Consider the following 18,419-nt stretch of genomic DNA (forward strand, 5'->3'; position numbering starts at 1 on the left):
TGGAGGAATATTTGAAAAATGATTTGCAAAAAATAGTTGTTTCTGAACCGACACCTTTTTCATTGGTTATAAATGTCGCATTCAAATGTTAAATAAAATAATAAAGTATTTTCTAGAAAACAGGTTAATAACTGTGCTATTTCTTGCAGTTGTGATTGTATGGGGTATTGCCACGGCTCCTTTTAACTGGAACATTCCATTTATTCCATCTGATCCAGTTGCGGTTGACGCTATTCCTGATATTGGTGAGAATCAACAAATTGTTTTTACCCAATGGCCAGGTCGGTCTCCCCAAGACATAGAAGACCAAATCTCCTATCCTTTGACTACCTATTTATTAGGAATCCCTGGTGTAAAGTCGGTTCGAAGTAATTCTATTTTTGGTTTCTCAAGCATTTACATCATATTCGACGACGATATCGAATTTTACTGGTCGCGTTCTAGAATTCTTGAAAAATTAAACTCTTTACCTAATAGTCTGTTACCTGAAAATGTGAAGCCGTCGTTAGGTCCTGATGCAACCGCTTTAGGACAAGTGTATTGGTACACCGTTGAAGGTCGAGATAAAGATGGGAATCCAACTGGTGGTTGGGATTTGCAAGAAATTAGAACGGCGCAAGATTTCTACATAAAGTACGGATTGAATGCTGTGAAAGGCGTTTCTGAAGTGGCATCCATTGGTGGTTTTGTTAAAGAATATCAAGTAGATGTCAATCCCGATGCATTGAAAGCGTATAACATAAGTTTGATGCAAGTAATGACCGCTGTGCAAAAATCAAACAAAGATGTTGGTGCAAAGACAATTGAAATCAACAAAGCCGAATATTTAGTTAGAGGTTTAGGGTATGTTAAAAAAGTGGAAGATATTGAATTGGCAGTTGTTGCTGTAAAAGATAATGTTCCCATTCGTGTAAAAGACATTGGTGTAGTTGCATTGGGCCCAGAAACAAGAAGAGGTCTATTAGATAAAGGTGGTGCTGAAGCTGTGGGTGGAGTAGTAATTGCCCGATACGGCTCTAATCCATTAGAAGTAATTAATGGCGTAAAAACAAAGATTAACGAAATAGCATCGGGATTACCTAAAAAAACATTAGCGAACGGTGTTGTAAGTCAATTAACAATTGTGCCCTTTTACGACCGTACCGAATTAATTCAGGAAACAATAGGTACGTTAGAAACTGCGCTTTCTCATGAAGTTTTAATCAGCATCATTGTTGTTTTAATTTTAGTTCTAAATTTAAGAGCGTCACTAATCATTTCAAGTTTGTTACCAGTTGGTGTTCTGCTAACGTTCATCGTAATGCGCTATGCGGGCGTAGACGCAAATGTCGTCGCTTTATCAGGGATTGCCATCGCTATTGGTGTAATGGTCGACGTGGGAGTTATCTTTGTCGAAAATATTATTCGACATCTTGAAATGCCAGAGAATCAAGGGGCAAAAGGAGCAAAATTAATGCAGGTAATCTATGAAGCGACTACCGAAGTTGTTTCGGCAATTACGACCGCTTTAGCAACTACAATTGTTAGTTTTATTCCTATTTTTATGATGGAATCTGCCGAAGGAAAGTTGTTTAGACCTTTGGCTTTTACCAAAACTTTTGCTTTGTTGGGTGCTTTTGTATTAGGTTTAATAGTACTTCCAACTTTAGCAAACTATATTTTTGGCATCAACTACGATAAAAAAAGAGTAAAACGCTTTTGGGGATATGTGTTTATTTCCGCAGGAATATTGTTAAGTATTTACTTTGAGATTTGGCTTCCAGTTGCCTTAACTTTAATGGGTATTTATGACCTCTTCAATCATAAAATACCTCAAAAATACCACGCGTACACTAAATATTTTAATTTAATACTCGTTCTTTTCATCGTTTCCTTTTTTCTAACACAAGAGTGGATGCCTTTGGGACCTCAAATAAGCGTGATAGGAAATTATTTATTTGTTATTATCCTTATAGGACTTATTCTGTCCGCACTTTTAATAATTGTTAGATATTATGAAAATGTATTGAGATGGTGTCTTGAAAATAAAGGAAAATTCATGATATTACCAATAGTTACAATACTGTTTGGTATTGTAATATGGATTGGTTTTGATAGCACATTTGGTGTGGTGGCAAAAGGTTTCGATAAATTGGGGTGGGACATTAGAAATACTAAAGCTTGGTCGGCACCAGCACACACTTTTCCAGGAATAGGTTCTGAATTTATGCCAACGCTAAATGAAGGAAGTTATTTATTAATGCCCACCTCAATGCCGCATGCAGGTATTGAACAAAACAGAAAAGTGGTAGGCCAACTTGATATGATTGTAAGTAACATTCCCGAAGTAGCAATGGTTGTTGGAAAATTAGGTCGTGTAGAAAGTGCATTAGACCCCGCTCCTATTTCTATGTATGAGAATATGATTAATTACAAGCCCGAATATATTTTGGATGATAATGGGCGTCGAATGCGATTTAAAACAGATGATGATAATCGTTTTATTACTAAATCTGGGGATAGTTTGACGCATGATGAAGCTCTAAAACAAGCGATTACCGGTAAAAATCTGATTCCAGATGACGACGGTACATTCTATCGAAATTGGCGTGACATCATTAAATCACCCGATGATATTTGGGATGAAATCGTAAAAGCTACTAAAATACCAGGTGTTACATCCGCTCCAAAGCTACAACCTATTGAAACGCGTTTAGTAATGCTGCAAACGGGAATGCGAGCTCCAATGGGTATAAAAGTATTTGGGCCCGATTTAAAAACCATCGGAGACTTTGGATTAGAACTAGAATCCATTCTTAAAGAAGTGCCTTCCGTAAAAAAAGAAGCGGTGTTTGCAGATAGAATTGTAGGAAAACCCTATTTACATTTGAACATTGATCGTGAAAAAATAGCGCGTTTTGGTCTAAATGTAGAAGATATTCAACAAACGATTGAGACAGCGATTGGCGGTATGAAAATTTCTTCTACAGTAGAAGGCAGAGAACGTTATGGCATTCGTGTGCGTTATCCAAGGGAATTAAGAGACAGTCCAGAAGCATTAGGTAAAATTTTAGTGGCTACTCCTACTGGAGCACAAATTCCTTTAGGACAATTAGTGCAATTTGAATACAAAAAAGGTCCACAAGCCATTAAAAGTGAAGACACTTTTTTAGTGGGTTTCGTGCTTTTTGATAAAAATGACGATTTTGCAGAAGTGGACGTTGTGAATGATGCGCAAAAAGCAATACAAGCTAAAATTGATTCAGGTGAATTAATAGTACCACAAGGAATCAATTACAAGTTTTCAGGAACGTACGAAAACCAAATTCGAGCAATGGCAAGACTTTCCATTGTAATTCCTCTTTGTTTAGTAATTATTTTCCTATTACTGTATTTCCAATTTAAAACAATCATCGCTTCTTCTATTCACTTTTCTGGTGTATTTGTAGCTTTTGCAGGTGGTTTTATTATGCTGTGGCTCTACGGCCAAGATTGGTTTATGAATTTTGCTGTTGCAGACGTAAATATGCGGGATTTATTTCAAATGAATACTATAAATTTAAGTGTCGCCGTATGGGTTGGATTTATTGCATTATTCGGAATTGCAACAGATGATGGCGTACTTATGGGCTCTTATATTCACCAAGTATTCAAAGAGAAAAATCCACAAACGGTTACAGAAGTACGTAGTGCAGTTATTGAAGCTGGCCAAATGCGGGTGCGACCTGCAATTATGACTACGGCCACAACTATTATTGCGCTACTTCCCGTTTTAACGGCAACAGGTAAAGGTTCTGATATTATGATACCAATGGCAATACCAATATTTGGCGGAATGACAATTCAAATCATGACTATGTTTGTGGTTCCCGTTTTACAAGCCTATTGGAGAGAAACGGTAATAAAAAATAAAGAAAAAAGAAATGCGTAAACTACTAGTTATATCCATCTTGTTTTTTGCTTTCAATGCTAAAGGGCAATCTATAAACGATTATTTTGTAATTGCTGCGGAAAATAATCCAGAGTTAAAAGCAACGTATAAAGAGTTTGAAGCTTCCATGCAAAGAATTCCACAAGTAAGCTCTTTACCAGATCCAAGCTTTTCAATGGAGTACCTCGTTTCACCAGCGTCTCCTGAAAACATGCGACTTACATTGTCACAAATGTTCCCTTGGTTTGGCATCTTAAAAGCACAGAAAAATGCTTCAACCCTGTTGGCTGAAAGTAAATATCAAGCTTTTTTAAATTCGAAAAATCAGTTGCTCTATCAAGTCGCGACAGTTTACTACCCTTTATACGAACTAAATAAAATGAAAAACATCGAGCAAGAAAACATTAAGATTTTGGAATCCTACAAGAATATTGCTAATGCAAAATTTCAAAATGGAACTACAGGATTAGTGGATGTTTTGCGAGTAGATATCATGATTAAAGAAGCGCAAACTAATTTGGAAATTTTAAACAAACAAGAACCTGCTCTTAAATCATGGCTCAACAGCCTACTCAACAGGAAGTATGATGCAAAAATCGAAATGGTGCAAGAACTCAATGTGGTTGCAGTACCTCTTGGATACCGCAAGGAATCCATAGCGACCAACCCGCTACTGCAAGAGTTGGAATTGAAAAAGCAAGCTTCAGAAGTAGGAATTGAAATTGCCAGAAAACAAGGTCTACCAAATTTTGGTGTTGGAGTAGAATACGTTTTTATGGGAAGCGGTATGAATAATGAAGGAAAAGACATGATAATGCCAATGTTAACGGTCAGCTTACCCATTTTTAGAAAGAAATATAATGCAGCAGTGAGCGAAGCTAAATTAATGCAAGAAAGCTATTCTTTTCAAAAAGAAGCCAGTGAAAACAAATTGAATGGGACGTATTACAAACTTGTTTTTGAATTAGAGAAAGAACGCGATTTACTTAAACTATATGAAGATCAAGTTACAACGCTATCAAAAAGTCTCAACCTGCTGTTTTCCTATTACAGCAATTCAAACAAAGATTTTGAAGAAGTGTTGCGGATGCAACAAGAATTATTGAAATATCAAAAAATGCAGCTGTCAAGTACAAGTGCTTTTTACATCAAATTAGCTGAATTGGATTATTTAACAGCAAATCAATTTTAATCATGAACATAGATAAAAAAACAAAAATAGTAGCTTTGATTACTTTAGTGATTGGGTTTATTTTAGGCGCTTTGTTCTTCAGCGGAATCGGTTCAGACAAACAAGAACAAACAACAGAAGTTAGTGCTAAAGCGGAGGTTTGGACCTGCTCCATGCATCCACAAATTAGACAACCTGAACCCGGAGATTGCCCAATATGTGGTATGGATTTGATACCATTAGAGTCCGATACTGATGCCGCTGACCCAGATGCCATCAGCATGTCAGAATCAGCCATGATTATTGCAGGAATTTCCACTTATAAAGTCGGAAATACGGACGGCATTAAAGAAATTGCCATGAATGGCAAGATTGAAGTAAACGAAAAAACACTTTACAGTCAGTCTTCACATATTCCCGGTCGTATCGAAAGAATCCTTGTTTCATTCGTTGGCGAATACGTTAAAAAAGGAGAAGTCGTAGCGTATGTTTATTCACCAGAACTAGCAAGTGCACAACAAGAATTACTTGAGGCATATAGTGTTAAAGACATTCAACCGCAATTATTGGAATCTGTAAAAATGAAATTAAAAAATTGGAAAGTGTCAGATGCTACGATTAACAAAATCATCTCAACAGGAAAAAAACAAGACCAGTTTCCAATTTACGCCGATGTTTCGGGCTACATCATCAAAAAGAATGTAGAATTAGGCGATTATCTTGAAAAAGGACAAACCTTATATGAAGTCGCAGATTTATCCAAAGTATGGGTGCTTTTTGAAATATACGAATCGGATTTGGGATTAATTAAAAAAGGAAATACAGTAAACTATACAATAGCCTCTTTTCCGGGTGAAACTTTTTCAGGAACCATTTCTTTTATTGACCCATTTATAAACCCCACAACAAGAGTTGCCAGAGCAAGAATTGAAGTGCCAAACAAAGGACTAAAGTTCAAACCTGAAATGTTTGTGTCCGGAACGGTAAAAACAAAAGTAGATAGTAAAAAATCAACTATTAGTGTACCAAAGACCGCTGTAATGTGGACAGGGAAACGCTCTATCGTTTACATAAAAAATGAATCTGTAAAAGGCATTTCTTTCAAATTAAGAGAAGTCACTTTAGGCCCATTAGTAGGAAATGAATACATCATTGAAGAAGGCTTGGAAATTGGCGAAGAAATAGTTGCTAATGGAACTTTCAACGTAGATGCCGCAGCACAATTAGCAGGAAAACCAAGTATGATGAATCGCGAAGGTGGAAAAACAACTACAGGTAAAAATGATGGCGGAACAAAAATGGTCATGAGTGATGCTAAAAAAGTAGTATTAAAAGAAGACAAAACCGCTATAAGCACGGAAGCAAAAAAAAGTTTACAACCCTTGTATAAAAACTATTTTGACTTCAAAGATGCCTTAACGAAAGATGATTTTGATACCGCTAAAAAAGCATTGTTAGATTTTGAAAAATCGTTAGCCAAAATAAACATGAGCGTAGTTAAAGGGGAAGCACATAACGTATGGATGAATTACGAAGCAGCACTTAAAAAACAAATTAGTGGTTCATCAAATTTAAAAGACATTAAAGCAGTAAGAATGCATTTTGAGCCTATCTCTAATGTAATGATTGCGATGACAAAAGCGTTTAATCCATTAAACGAAAGTACCTACGTTCAATTTTGTCCGATGGCAAATAACGATAAAGGAGCCAATTGGTTAAGCAAAGAAAATAAAGTAGTAAACCCGTATTTTGGCGCATCAATGCTGAAGTGTGGAGAAGTAAAAGAAACAATTAAATAAGTAAATAAGTAATCAATAAATTTTAATATCATGAAAAAAGTAATCGGAATTTTAGCAGTAGCGTTAATCAGCACAACAATTTCTTGTAAAGAGAATGTAAAGCAAGAGAGTGAAATGAAAGAAAACATGGAAAACATGGAAAACTTGGAAAACATGGACAACACGATGCAAACTGAATCGCACGAAGGACACGACCATTCGGCAGGTACAACATTTACTCAAAGAGAAATTCTCCAAAACACGACTAAGAATGCTGAAACAGCAGCAATATTAGAGGCTTATTTTGTCATGAAAAATGGTCTAGTTGCAGATAGTAAAGAAAATTCAGCCAAGGGTGGAACGGCACTTTTAGCGGCATTTTCGAAGTTTGATATGTCAAAACTATCAGAAGAAGCGCATAAAGAATACATGGAAATTACAGAAAGTGCGAAAGAACATGCGGAACACATTATAAAAAGTGATATCGACCATCAAAGAGAACATTTTGAAGGATTAAGTACTGACATCACAGATTTAGTAGCGCTACTTGGGACAAACAAAGTTATTTATCAAGATTTTTGCCCAATGGCAAACAACAACAAAGGCGCTCTTTGGTTAAGTGAAGTAAAAGAAATTAAAAACCCTTATTTTGGTTCAAAAATGCTAACCTGTGGAAGTGTTAAGAAGCAAATTAACTAAACGAAAAAAATTTAAAATCATCTTACTGATTTTAGTAGTTGTGTTTGTGGGAATTCAATTTATTCCCACAAAACGCAATCAAAATGATACTGTGCCTATTACTGATTTTATGGTAGTAAATACTGTTCCGCAAAATATTAAGAATACCTTACAAACCTCCTGTTATGATTGCCACAGTAACAACACCTATTATCCGTGGTATAATAAAGTCCAACCTGTTACTTGGTTTTTAGAAAGTCACATTACAGAAGGTAAAGCAGAATTAAACTTTAACGAGTGGGATACGTACTCAAATAGAAGAAAAAAAAGTAAATTAAAATCAATAATAAGCCAGATTGAGGATGAAAAAATGCCTTTACGATCCTATACATTTGTACATGGCGACGCAAACCTCTCTCCTAAACAAAAAGAAGAAATTATAAATTGGGTAAACTTGGTTTTAAAATAAATTAATAAAGATGAAATTATACATCAAAAATATGGTTTGTAACCGATGTATTTTGGTTGTAAAATGGAAGTTAGAACAACTTGGATTTGAATTGCTTGACGTTAAACTCGGAGAAGTTTAGTTTTCAAAGCCATTAAATGAAGTAGAAAAGCAGTTGATTTCAACTCATTTAGAACATTTTGGTTTTGAATAGTTAGACGACAAAAACAGTCAATTAATCAAAAAAATTAAAGCTGTTTTGATTGATTTGATTCAAAATAAAAACAGCAACATTACCATTAAGTTGTCGGATTATTTAGTGCATCATTTGCATAAAGTTTACAGCAAATTAAGTAATTTATTTTCGGAAATAGAAGGGATTAGTATTGAAAAGTACTTCATAAATCTTCGAATAGAAAAAGTAAAGGAACTTATTTTTTATGATGAATTGTCGCTTTCTGAAATTGCTAATGTATTGAATTTTAGCAGTGTGTCTCATTTAAGCAATCAATTCAAAAAAGTTACTGGATTTTCTCCTTCTCATTTTAAAAATATGAAAAACAACAAAAGAGTTCAGTTGGATCAATTGTAAACTTTGCAATTCATAACCATAATTGTGTAAATGATTAGGATTTGATTTGCTGAAATTTGTATTATAAACTATAAAATTATGACCCATAAATATACAGTTACTGGAATGACTTGTTCAGGTTGTGAAGCCACGGTTCAAAAAGACTTGTTTAAAGTTGAAAATGTGACCGAAGTTCTTGTTTCGAAAGATACCAAGGAAGCCATTATCACTATGTCACATCACGTGAAAATAGAAACGTTACAAGACGCACTAGGTGGTGCGGAAGGTCATTATAAAATTTCATTGCCTAATACTGACGTTCCAACTGAAATAAAAACTGCAAGTTGTTGTTCTTCCAAACCAAAAGACCAGAACCAAAAAGAAACCATACACAAACATCAAGCGGGAACTTATTACTGTCCGATGCATTGCGAAGGCGACAAAACGTATGACAAAGCAGGAGATTGTCCGGTTTGCGGTATGGATTTGGTCAAAGAGCCAACTTCTAATCAAGTGACGCAATACACGTGTCCGATGCATCCTGAAATTGTGGAAGATAAGCCTGGAAGTTGTCCGATTTGCGGAATGGATTTAGTACCGATGGAACCATCGGATTCGGAAGATAACAAAACCTATGAGACGCTTTGGCACAAAATGAAAATTGCAATGCTGTTTAGTATTCCGATTTTTATCATTTCGATGTCGGATATGATTCCCAATAATCCTTTGTATCAGATAATGGAATTGAAATATTGGAATTGGATTCAGTTTGTCTTTACGCTACCCGTTGTTTTTTATGCGTGTTGGATGTTTTTTGAAAGAGCCTATAAATCCATTGTGAATTGGAATTTAAATATGTTTACTCTAATTGGGATTGGAACGGGAGTTGCCTTTCTCTTCAGTATTGTAGCTATGCTATTTCCAGAGGTATTTCCCGCTCAATTTAAAACAGAAAACGGAACGGTTCATTTATATTTTGAAGCTACAGCAGTAGTATTGACGTTAGTTTTATTAGGGCAATTGTTGGAAGCAAAAGCACACAGCAGAACCAGCGGTGCTATTAAAGAATTATTGAAATTAGCACCAAAAGAAGCTACAGTAGTTGTTGATGGTGTTGAAAAAGTCATTTCTATTCACAACATTAAAAAAGACGCTATCTTACGTGTAAAACCAGGAGAGAAAATTCCTGTTGATGGAAAAATTACCGAAGGAACTAGTACGATTGACGAATCTATGATTACGGGAGAACCGATTCCTGTGGATAAAAAAGAAGACGATAAAGTAAGTGCGGGAACTATTAACGGTACAAAATCTTTTTTGATGATTGCCGAAAAAGTAGGGTCCGAAACTTTACTATCGCAAATTGTGCAAATGGTTAGCGATGCGAGTCGTTCTCGAGCACCTATTCAGAATCTGGTTGATAAAGTGGCTAAATATTTTGTTCCCATTGTAGTTGTAATTTCGGTAATCACATTTATAGTTTGGTGGCAATTTGGACCTGAACCGAAATTGGTTTATGGATTTGTGAATGCCATTGCCGTTTTGATTATCGCTTGTCCGTGTGCTTTAGGTTTGGCTACACCAATGTCTGTGATGGTTGGCGTTGGAAAAGGAGCGAAATTGGGCGTATTAATCAAAAATGCGGAAGCCATCGAAAAAATGGACAAGATTGATGTTTTGATTACGGATAAAACAGGAACCATCACGGAAGGAAAACCTTCTGTAGAAAAAATTGTCGTAAAAGACGGCGATGAAAAAGACGTCTTGGGAAAAATAGCATCGCTCAATCAAAGTAGCGAACATCCTTTGGCTACAGCCGTAGTTAATTTCGCTAAAACAAAAGAAGTTGCATTTTCTAAAGTGGCTGACTTTGATTCTGTAACGGGCAAAGGTGTAAAAGGCAGTATCAATCAAGAATTGATTCTGTTAGGAAATAAAAGTTTAATGGAACAAGAAGGCGTTGCTGATTTTTCGGCTATCGAAAAAGAAGTAATTGCCGAACAACAATTGGGAAAAACAGTTTCTTACATTGCCATTAATAATAAGGTCGTTGGGTTTATAACGATTACCGATGCGATAAAGAAAACAAGTATTGAAGCCATAACTGAATTAAAAAAACAAGGTGTTGAAGTTATTATGATAACGGGTGACAATGAAAATACAGCAAAAGCAGTTGCCGCTGAATTGAATTTAACCGACTTCAAAGCGGGGTTTTTACCACAAGATAAATTGCAATACATAAAAGATTTACAGGCACAAGGTAAAGTAGTCGCAATGGCTGGCGATGGAATCAATGATGCTCCTGCTTTGGCTCAAGCTGATATTGGAATCGCTATGGGAACTGGAACGGATGTGGCAATTGAAAGTGCCAAAATCACATTAGTTAAAGGAGATTTACAAGGAATTGTGAAAGCTAAAAATTTAAGTCACGCTGTTATGAGAAACATCAAGCAAAACTTGTTTTTTGCATTTATTTATAATGTCGTTGGAATTCCAATTGCAGCAGGAGTTTTATTTCCTTTTTTCGGAATTTTATTATCACCTATGATTGCAGCATTAGCGATGAGTTTTAGCTCCGTCTCTGTGATTGCAAATGCGTTGCGATTGAGAACAATTAAAATTTAACTTTTTAAATTATATATCATGGAACATTCAAATTCACATCAAAAAACCAATCCGTACACTACTTTTTTCTTGATGATAGGATTGTCATTTGTAGCTATGTACATCACGATGTATTTAAATACGTATGAAATAGACCATGTTTATTTCAGTATGACCCGTTTTTATATGGTTAGTTTGGGGATCTCAACAATGGCTGTAATCATGCTATTATTTATGTTGGGAATGTACAAAAGCAAGAAAAAAAATACGGCAATTTTACTTGGAAGTCTTTTGTTATTCAGTTCGGCATTAATTCTTGTTCGCACACAAAAGCCAATTGTTGGCGATCTTTTGTGGTTAAAAGGAATGATTCCACATCATTCCATTGCAATATTAACCAGTGAACGAGCCGATATAAAAGATGCTGAAGTTAGAAAATTAGCAGATGCCATTATTGAAGCACAAAGAAAAGAAATCGAACAAATGAAAGTAATGATTAAACGATTAGAAAATGAAAAATAATATAATAATAGCAGTTGTAATTCTGCTTTTTATTTCCAGTAGCAGTATTGCTCAAAAAGTCGTTCATTACGATTTATACGTGCGCGATACTATTGTAAATTTTGCTGGAAAAGAAAAAAGAGCCATTGCTGTAAATGGTCAAATTCCTATGCCAACTCTAACTTTTACAGAAGGTGATATTGCAGAAATTGTGGTGCATAATGAATTGAAAGAAGGTACTTCGCTGCATTGGCATGGATTAATGTTACCCAATCAATATGATGGAGTTCCCTTTCTCACGCAAATGCCTATTGCACCGGGAGAAACGTTTACGTATCGATTTCCAATTATTCAAAATGGTACACATTGGTATCATTCGCATTCTGGATTGCAGGAACAAATAGGAATGTATGGTTCTATGATTCTTTTAAAGAGAAAAGACGACAAAACGTTTAGAAAAGGAATTGACGACCTTCCAGAAGTGCCAATTATTTTAAGCGAATGGACTGATTACAATCCTAATAACGTCCATCGCATGCTTCATAATGCGTCTGATTGGTTTGCCATAAAAAAAGGAACCACACAAAGTTATTCCGAAGCTATTGCAGCGGGACATTTCAAGACCAAATTAACCAACGAATGGAAACGAATGTTGGCGATGGATGTGAGTGATATTTATTACGATAAATTTCTTATCAATGGAAAAAATGAATCAATAGCCCCAATTTTTAAATCGGGCAATGAAAAAAATGAATCAATAATCCCGATTTTTAAATCGGGCGATAAAGTACGATTGCGGATTTCTAACGGAGGAGCATCATCCTATTTTTGGTTGAATTATGCGGGAGGAAAAATTACGGTAGTAGCTAATGATGGGAATGATGTAGAACCTATTGACGTAGATCGATTAATTATTGGCGTTTCAGAAACCTACGATGTTGTTGTGACAATTCCAGCAGACAACACCTCTTATGAATTTTTAGTTACTCCAGAGGATAGAAGTAAATCAGCGTCTATTTATATTGGTTCGGGAATTAAGCAATTGGTTAGTCCGATGCCAAAATTAAAATACTTTGAAGGTATGAAAATGATGAACGGCATGATGAACATAGACGGTTCAATGAACGATATGGGAATGGATATGTCTATGCAGAAAATGGATATGAACACTGTCATGTATCCAGAAATATCGGGTAATGTTATGAAAATGGATGACGGGAAAATGAAAATGAGTTATGGAAAAGCAAAAATGGTTCAGGGAAATACGAAAATGGATCATGGAAATATGAAAATGGATGAGGATAAACTGAAAAAGGGTGATGATAAAATGAAGATAAACGACATGCAAATGGATCATTCTAGCCATAGTATGAGTTCTGATATTTTGACTTTAAATTATTCAATGTTAAAATCACCAAATTCAACCACATTGCCAAAAGATGCTCCTGTTCGTGAAATGCGCTTTGAATTAAACGGAAACATGAATCGTTATGTTTGGAGTATGGATAATAAAGTCCTTTCAGAAGTTGATAAGATTTTAATTAAAAAAGGAGAAATTGTTCGGATCACTTTGACTAATAATTCTATGATGCGCCATCCAATGCATTTGCACGGTCATGATTTTAGAGTTTTGAATGGGCAAGGGGAGTACTCTCCTCTAAAAAATGTATTGGATATTATGCCAATGGAAACCAATGTGATAGAATTTGAAGCCAATTCAGATGGCGATTGGTTTTTTCATTGTCACGTTTTGTACCACATGATGGCTGGAATGAACCGTGTTTTTAGTTATGAAAATTCCGAACCTAATCCGTTTTTACCAAACAAAGAAAAAGCGTATAAGAAACTACAAGCCGAAAGCAATCAGTTGCATTTTATGGCTGAAAATGATTTTGCTACTAATGGAAATGACGGTCAAGCCATGTTTCAAAATGCGAGATGGAGTTTTGGAACCGAGTGGCGATTGGGATATAGTGCAGAACACGGTTACGAATCAGAAACGCATATTGGAAGATATATTGGCAAAAATCAATGGTTTATGCCGTTTGTAGGATTTGATGTAAGGTATAGAAAGTTGGATAGGAATGAAGTAGAGGAAAATCTCTTTGGTCAAAAAAGCACAAAAGACAAACGTATTCAAGCCAGTTTAGGATTCGCTTATACGTTGCCAATGCTCGTTATTTTTCAAACTGAAATCTACCATAATGGGAATGTAAGATTGCAATTGATGCGCGAAGATATTCCACTTTCTTCCAGATTAAGAGCGGCTTTTATGGTCAATACTGATAAAGAATATATGGGAGGTTTTAAATATATAGTTGGAAAAAACATCGGAATTACCACGCATTATGATAGTGATATGGGAATTGGTTTTGGGGTGAATGTGAATTATTAAAAGCAGAAATTAGAAATTGATTAAAATAAAAAATGGGGTCTCAAAGCCCCATTTTCTTTATAATCTAATTATGTATTTGTGAAAATTACAACTTATGCTTTAATAAAGTGGCCATTACATCATAATATTCTTTTTCTATTTCCAAGAATGAATTATAAGAACTATTGTAATAATTAAGTTCTACAAAGTATTCCAAAACAGAAATTTGCCCAGCTGCTAAAGCTTTGTCCAAAAGTTGTACAGACTGCATAGCATTGGTTACTTTTTGATACTCTTCTAAAATACTTTTCAAACTTTCATAACGACCATACAATTGTTTTATCTCATAATAATATTCGTTAGCATGATTTGAGATAGCATTTTCAGTATAAGCCATCTTTGCTTTTTGAAGTTTTACCGTGTTTTTACTTTCCCATAAGGGCAATGAAATTCCGGTGTGAATACCATTATAGGTTTGACCTAAAATACCTTGATAACGATACCCAACTTCCATTTTTGGTAAAGCCATTGCTTTGCTTACTTCAATTTGTTTTTGTGCAATTACTTTTTCTTGTTCTAGTGTTTTTTTGACATAATCAGCAGTTTCAATTTCAGCGAATAATGTTTCAAAATCAGCTAAAACAGGAACTTCATAATAGGTAACATTTTTTAGAATTATCAGTGTTCCACCGTTTAAACTAGTTAACTTTTCATTTAAAACACCAATTGCAGACGAGTTTTCTTGAAACTGTTTTCGAATTTCTAACAATTGAATTTCAGCCTTATTTACATCTAAAATAGTTCCGTCACCAGTGTCCATTTTCTTCTTGAAAAACGCCAACCATTTTTCGGTTGCTTCTTTTCTTTTTACCAATGGAATTTGCAGCTTATTTCTGTAAACCAATTCAATACACACTTTTTTAGCTTCTAAAAGCACGACTTGATTTGCCGCATTAAGTTGTAAATCTGCTTGACTAATTCGCTCATTTGCCAATTGATTTCTCTTGCCATAAACTGTTGGAAAATCAAAAGATTGCGTAATTACAATTTCTGTTTGATTACCAGCATTTGCAGGACTTCCGTTTAAATAATCATAATCAAAAGTTGGGTTGTACAACGTATTTCCAGTCTTATACTGTACTTTCTGTGTGTTCCAAAACTGTGTGTTTGCTTGTATGGCTGTATTGTTTTTTGCTATTTCTGTCAGTGCGTTATCGATAGTAGATTGAGCATAAACAGTAGTTAAAGGCAGTAAAACAAAGCAGATTAATAATTTATTGTTCATTTTGTTCATTTTGTTCTTTTTTACGATTAGATAAATAATATACCACTGGAACAATGAAAATGTTTAACAATGTAGAGGTTAACAAACCTCCTAAAATAACTTTAGCCATTGGACTTTGAATTTCGTTTCCAGGTAAATCACTCGCAATGGCTAACGGAATTAATGCCAATCCTGCTGTTAAGGCTGTCATTAAAATGGGACTTAACCTGTCTTTTGAACCTTGCATAACAGTGTCATATAGCGACAATCCTTCTTGTTCTAAAGTTTCATAATGTGAGACTAATAGAATTCCGTTTCGAGTTGCCACACCAAATAAAGTGATGAATCCAATAATGGCTGGAATACTTAAAATACCACTTGTGAAATAAATACTAAAAACACCACCAATTAAAGCCAATGGTAGATTTAGTAAAATAATAGAAGCGGTTTTTACCTTTTTAAATTCTTGATATAGAATTAAGAAAATAATCAATAGCGAAATCAAAGAAGTTAAAAGTAATGTTTTAGAAGCTTCGGCTTCGGCTTCAAACTGTCCTCCATATTCAATATGGTATTCTTCAGGCAAGCTTACTTTCTCATTAATTATCTTCTGAATATCAGCTACTGCACTTTTTTGGTCACGACCCGAAACATTGGCAGACACAACCGTTTTACGCTGCACGTTTTCTCTGTTTATGGTATTTGGTCCTGATGTACTTACAATATCAGCAACATAATACAACGGAATTTTTTTACCATCATACGTATCAATCAATGCGTTTTTAATATTTTCAATTTTACCTTTGTTGGCATCATCATAACGAAGGACTAAATCAAAAGTTTTATTGTTTTCATAAATTTCAGATACTTTTTCTCCTGCAAAAGCAACATCTACAAACTCATTAAACTTTCCAATAGTAATTCCGTATTGGTTTAGAATTGCACGTTTCGCTTTGATTTGTATTTGCGGAATCTCAACTTGTTGCTCAACACTTAAATCCACCAATCCTTCTACATTCTGAATTTCCCTTTTGATGTCATTTGATAAATTGTATAACTTATTCAAATCGTTTCCAAAAATTTTAATGGCAATGTTGGCTCTTGTTCCAGAAAGCATGTGGTCTATACGATGACCAATAGGTTGCCCAATCGTAATATTTGCACCAGTAATTCCTGCTAATTTTTCACGAACATCGGTCATGAATTCTTCTCTGTCTCGTTCTTCTTAAACAAAGGGAGCATCTATTTCGGCAGCATTTACACCTTGAGCGTGTTCATCAAGTTCTGCTCTTCCTGTTCTACGAGTTGTAATCTTTATTTCGGGTACTGATAATAGTGCTTTTTCAACTTGAGTTCCAATTTTATTACTTTCCTCTAAAGAAATACCAGGTAAGCTTACAGCACTAATTACTAACGAGCCTTCATTAAATTCAGGTAAAAAAGTTCTACCTAATTGACTCATAATTAATAATGATAACAAGAACAATCCTCCAGCAACAAATAAAATAGTTTTTTTGAAAGTCATCACTGAATGCAAAGCTTTTGAGTATAATCTCTGCAAATTCTCAACCAACCAACTTTCTTTATGTTGCTTTAATAACATCTTATCATTCGTCAGTAAATAGCTCGCTAAAACTGGCGTTAGCGTTAAAGAAACTATTAGAGAAGCGAATAATGCTACAATAAATGCTATTCCAAGCGGTGCCAATAATTTTCCTTCCATTCCTGATAAAAAGAAGAGCGGCAAAAAGGCGACAATAATAATAAAAGTAGCATTTATAATCGAAGTTCGAATCTCAAATGAACCCTCAAAAATAACAGTCAATTTATCTTTTTGTTCTGATTTTGGCTTTAAAGCATTTTCTTTTAGTCGTTTAAAAACATTTTCCACATCAATAATGGCATCATCAACTAAATCTCCAATAGCAATTGCCATACCTCCTAAACTCATGGTATTGATTGTATAACCAAGCAATTTTAAGGTTATAATAGCAACTATTAATGAAATTGGAATGGCTAATAATGAAATAAAAGTGGCCCGCCAATTCATTAAAAACAAAAACAAAATGATAATAACAAATGCGGTGCCTTCAAGTAATGTCTTCTGAATATTACTAATAGAGGCGTTTATAAAATCGGCTTGACGAAAGATTTTAGTATTAACATGCACATCTTTAGGTAAGTTTTTCTGAATGTCAGCGATTGCAATATCAATAGTTTCAGTTAGTTCTAAAGTATTGGTTGCTGGTTGTTTCATGACAGTCATAATAACGGCTGGTTGACCTTTAAAGGAACCGTCTCCAATTTTTAAAGCAGCACCAATTTTAACCTCGGCAACATCTTCAATTTTTATTGGATTGCTATTTTGCATTTTAATAACTGATTTCGCGATGGCTTCAATGTCATTAGTCCTACCAATTCCTTTTACAATGTATTCATTATTGTATTCGTTCATGAAACCTCCTGATGAATTACCATTCGATTCCTCACTTGCTTTCAACAATTCAGAAAGGGTAACATTATAAAAACTCATCTTTTGAGGAGATGCTAATATTTGATATTGTTTGAATTCTCCGCCAATTACGATTACTTGTGAAACCCCGCCTGTTGCTAACAATCGTGGTCTAATAGTCCAATCGGCAATGGTTCTCAAATCAATTAAAGAGGTTGAATCAGCGGTGACACTAACCAACATAATTTCTCCCATAATGGAAGATTGTGGACCCATAGTTGGCTTTCCAACACCCTGCGGTAGTTTTTCGGAAACAGCTGTAATTTTTTCGTTTACAATTTGTCGCGCTTTGTAAATATCAGTATCCCATTCAAATTCTACCCAAACAATGGATATTCCTGCCGAGGAAGAAGAGCGAACACGTCTCACATTAGTCGCTCCATTGACAGCAGTTTCTAACGGAAATGTAACTAATTTCTCCACTTCTTCAGGAGCCATTCCGTGTGCTTCTGTTATTATTACTACGGTTGGTGCTGTCAAATCTGGAAATACATCGACTTCCATATTTGAGGCTATAAAGCCACCAAACACCAGTAACAAAACAGATGCTATCACTACAAAAAATCGATTGTGTAGTGAAAATTTAATTATTTTATTTAGCATGAGTT

At 35.0% G+C, this 18,419-nt stretch carries 10 protein-coding genes and 1 pseudogene; 9 read left to right on the forward strand and 2 right to left on the reverse strand.

Annotation, left to right across the window (positions count from 1 at the left end):
• Window positions 1-85 precede the first annotated feature (85 nt).
• The 9 genes from RCH18_RS06220 (at window position 86) to RCH18_RS06260 (ending at window position 14,056) form a co-directional block, all read left to right on the forward strand.
• Complete coding sequence (locus tag RCH18_RS06220) at window positions 86-3,910, forward strand: efflux RND transporter permease subunit (RefSeq protein ID WP_326935886.1); 3,825 nt, start codon at window positions 86-88, stop codon at window positions 3,908-3,910.
• On the forward strand, window positions 3,903-5,102 hold the full coding sequence (locus tag RCH18_RS06225; protein WP_326935887.1) for a TolC family protein: 1,200 nt from the start codon (window positions 3,903-3,905) through the stop codon (window positions 5,100-5,102). The genes RCH18_RS06220 and RCH18_RS06225 overlap by 8 nt, the downstream gene beginning before the upstream one ends.
• A gap of 2 nt (window positions 5,103-5,104) precedes the next feature.
• Entirely contained in the window at window positions 5,105-6,880 is a 1,776-nt protein-coding gene (locus RCH18_RS06230; protein ID WP_326935888.1) for an efflux RND transporter periplasmic adaptor subunit, read from the forward strand.
• Between the two features lie 30 nt (window positions 6,881-6,910).
• A complete protein-coding gene (locus RCH18_RS06235) occupies window positions 6,911-7,558 on the forward strand; it encodes a DUF3347 domain-containing protein (RefSeq protein ID WP_326935889.1) in 648 nt (215 codons plus the stop codon).
• Window positions 7,530-8,006, forward strand: coding sequence for a heme-binding domain-containing protein (locus RCH18_RS06240; RefSeq protein ID WP_442788147.1), 477 nt, complete (start codon window positions 7,530-7,532; stop codon window positions 8,004-8,006). The genes RCH18_RS06235 and RCH18_RS06240 overlap by 29 nt, the downstream gene beginning before the upstream one ends.
• A 238-nt stretch (window positions 8,007-8,244) precedes the next feature.
• Window positions 8,245-8,577, forward strand: coding sequence for a helix-turn-helix domain-containing protein (locus tag RCH18_RS06245; protein ID WP_326935890.1), 333 nt, complete (start codon window positions 8,245-8,247; stop codon window positions 8,575-8,577).
• 78 nt (window positions 8,578-8,655) lie between these two features.
• On the forward strand, window positions 8,656-11,181 hold the full coding sequence (locus tag RCH18_RS06250) for a heavy metal translocating P-type ATPase (protein WP_326935891.1): 2,526 nt from the start codon (window positions 8,656-8,658) through the stop codon (window positions 11,179-11,181).
• Window positions 11,182-11,199: 18 nt separating this feature from the next.
• Window positions 11,200-11,682 (forward strand): DUF305 domain-containing protein, encoded by a 483-nt coding sequence (locus tag RCH18_RS06255; RefSeq protein WP_326935892.1) that lies wholly within the window; start codon window positions 11,200-11,202, stop codon window positions 11,680-11,682.
• Entirely contained in the window at window positions 11,672-14,056 is a 2,385-nt protein-coding gene (locus tag RCH18_RS06260) for a multicopper oxidase domain-containing protein (protein WP_326935893.1), read from the forward strand. The genes RCH18_RS06255 and RCH18_RS06260 overlap by 11 nt, the downstream gene beginning before the upstream one ends.
• Window positions 14,057-14,141: 85 nt before the next feature.
• On the opposite strand, the gene RCH18_RS06265 is transcribed toward RCH18_RS06260, so the two are convergent.
• A complete protein-coding gene (locus tag RCH18_RS06265; RefSeq protein ID WP_326935894.1) occupies window positions 14,142-15,329 on the reverse strand; it encodes a TolC family protein in 1,188 nt (395 codons plus the stop codon).
• Window positions 15,310-18,414 (reverse strand): annotated as a pseudogene (locus tag RCH18_RS06270) (efflux RND transporter permease subunit). The gene RCH18_RS06265 and the pseudogene RCH18_RS06270 overlap by 20 nt, the downstream one beginning before the upstream one ends.
• Window positions 18,415-18,419 lie beyond the last annotated feature (5 nt).

The sequence above is a fragment of the Flavobacterium sp. PL11 genome, from assembly GCF_035985025.1.
In the GTDB taxonomy this organism is placed as follows: Bacteria; Bacteroidota; Bacteroidia; order Flavobacteriales; family Flavobacteriaceae; genus Flavobacterium.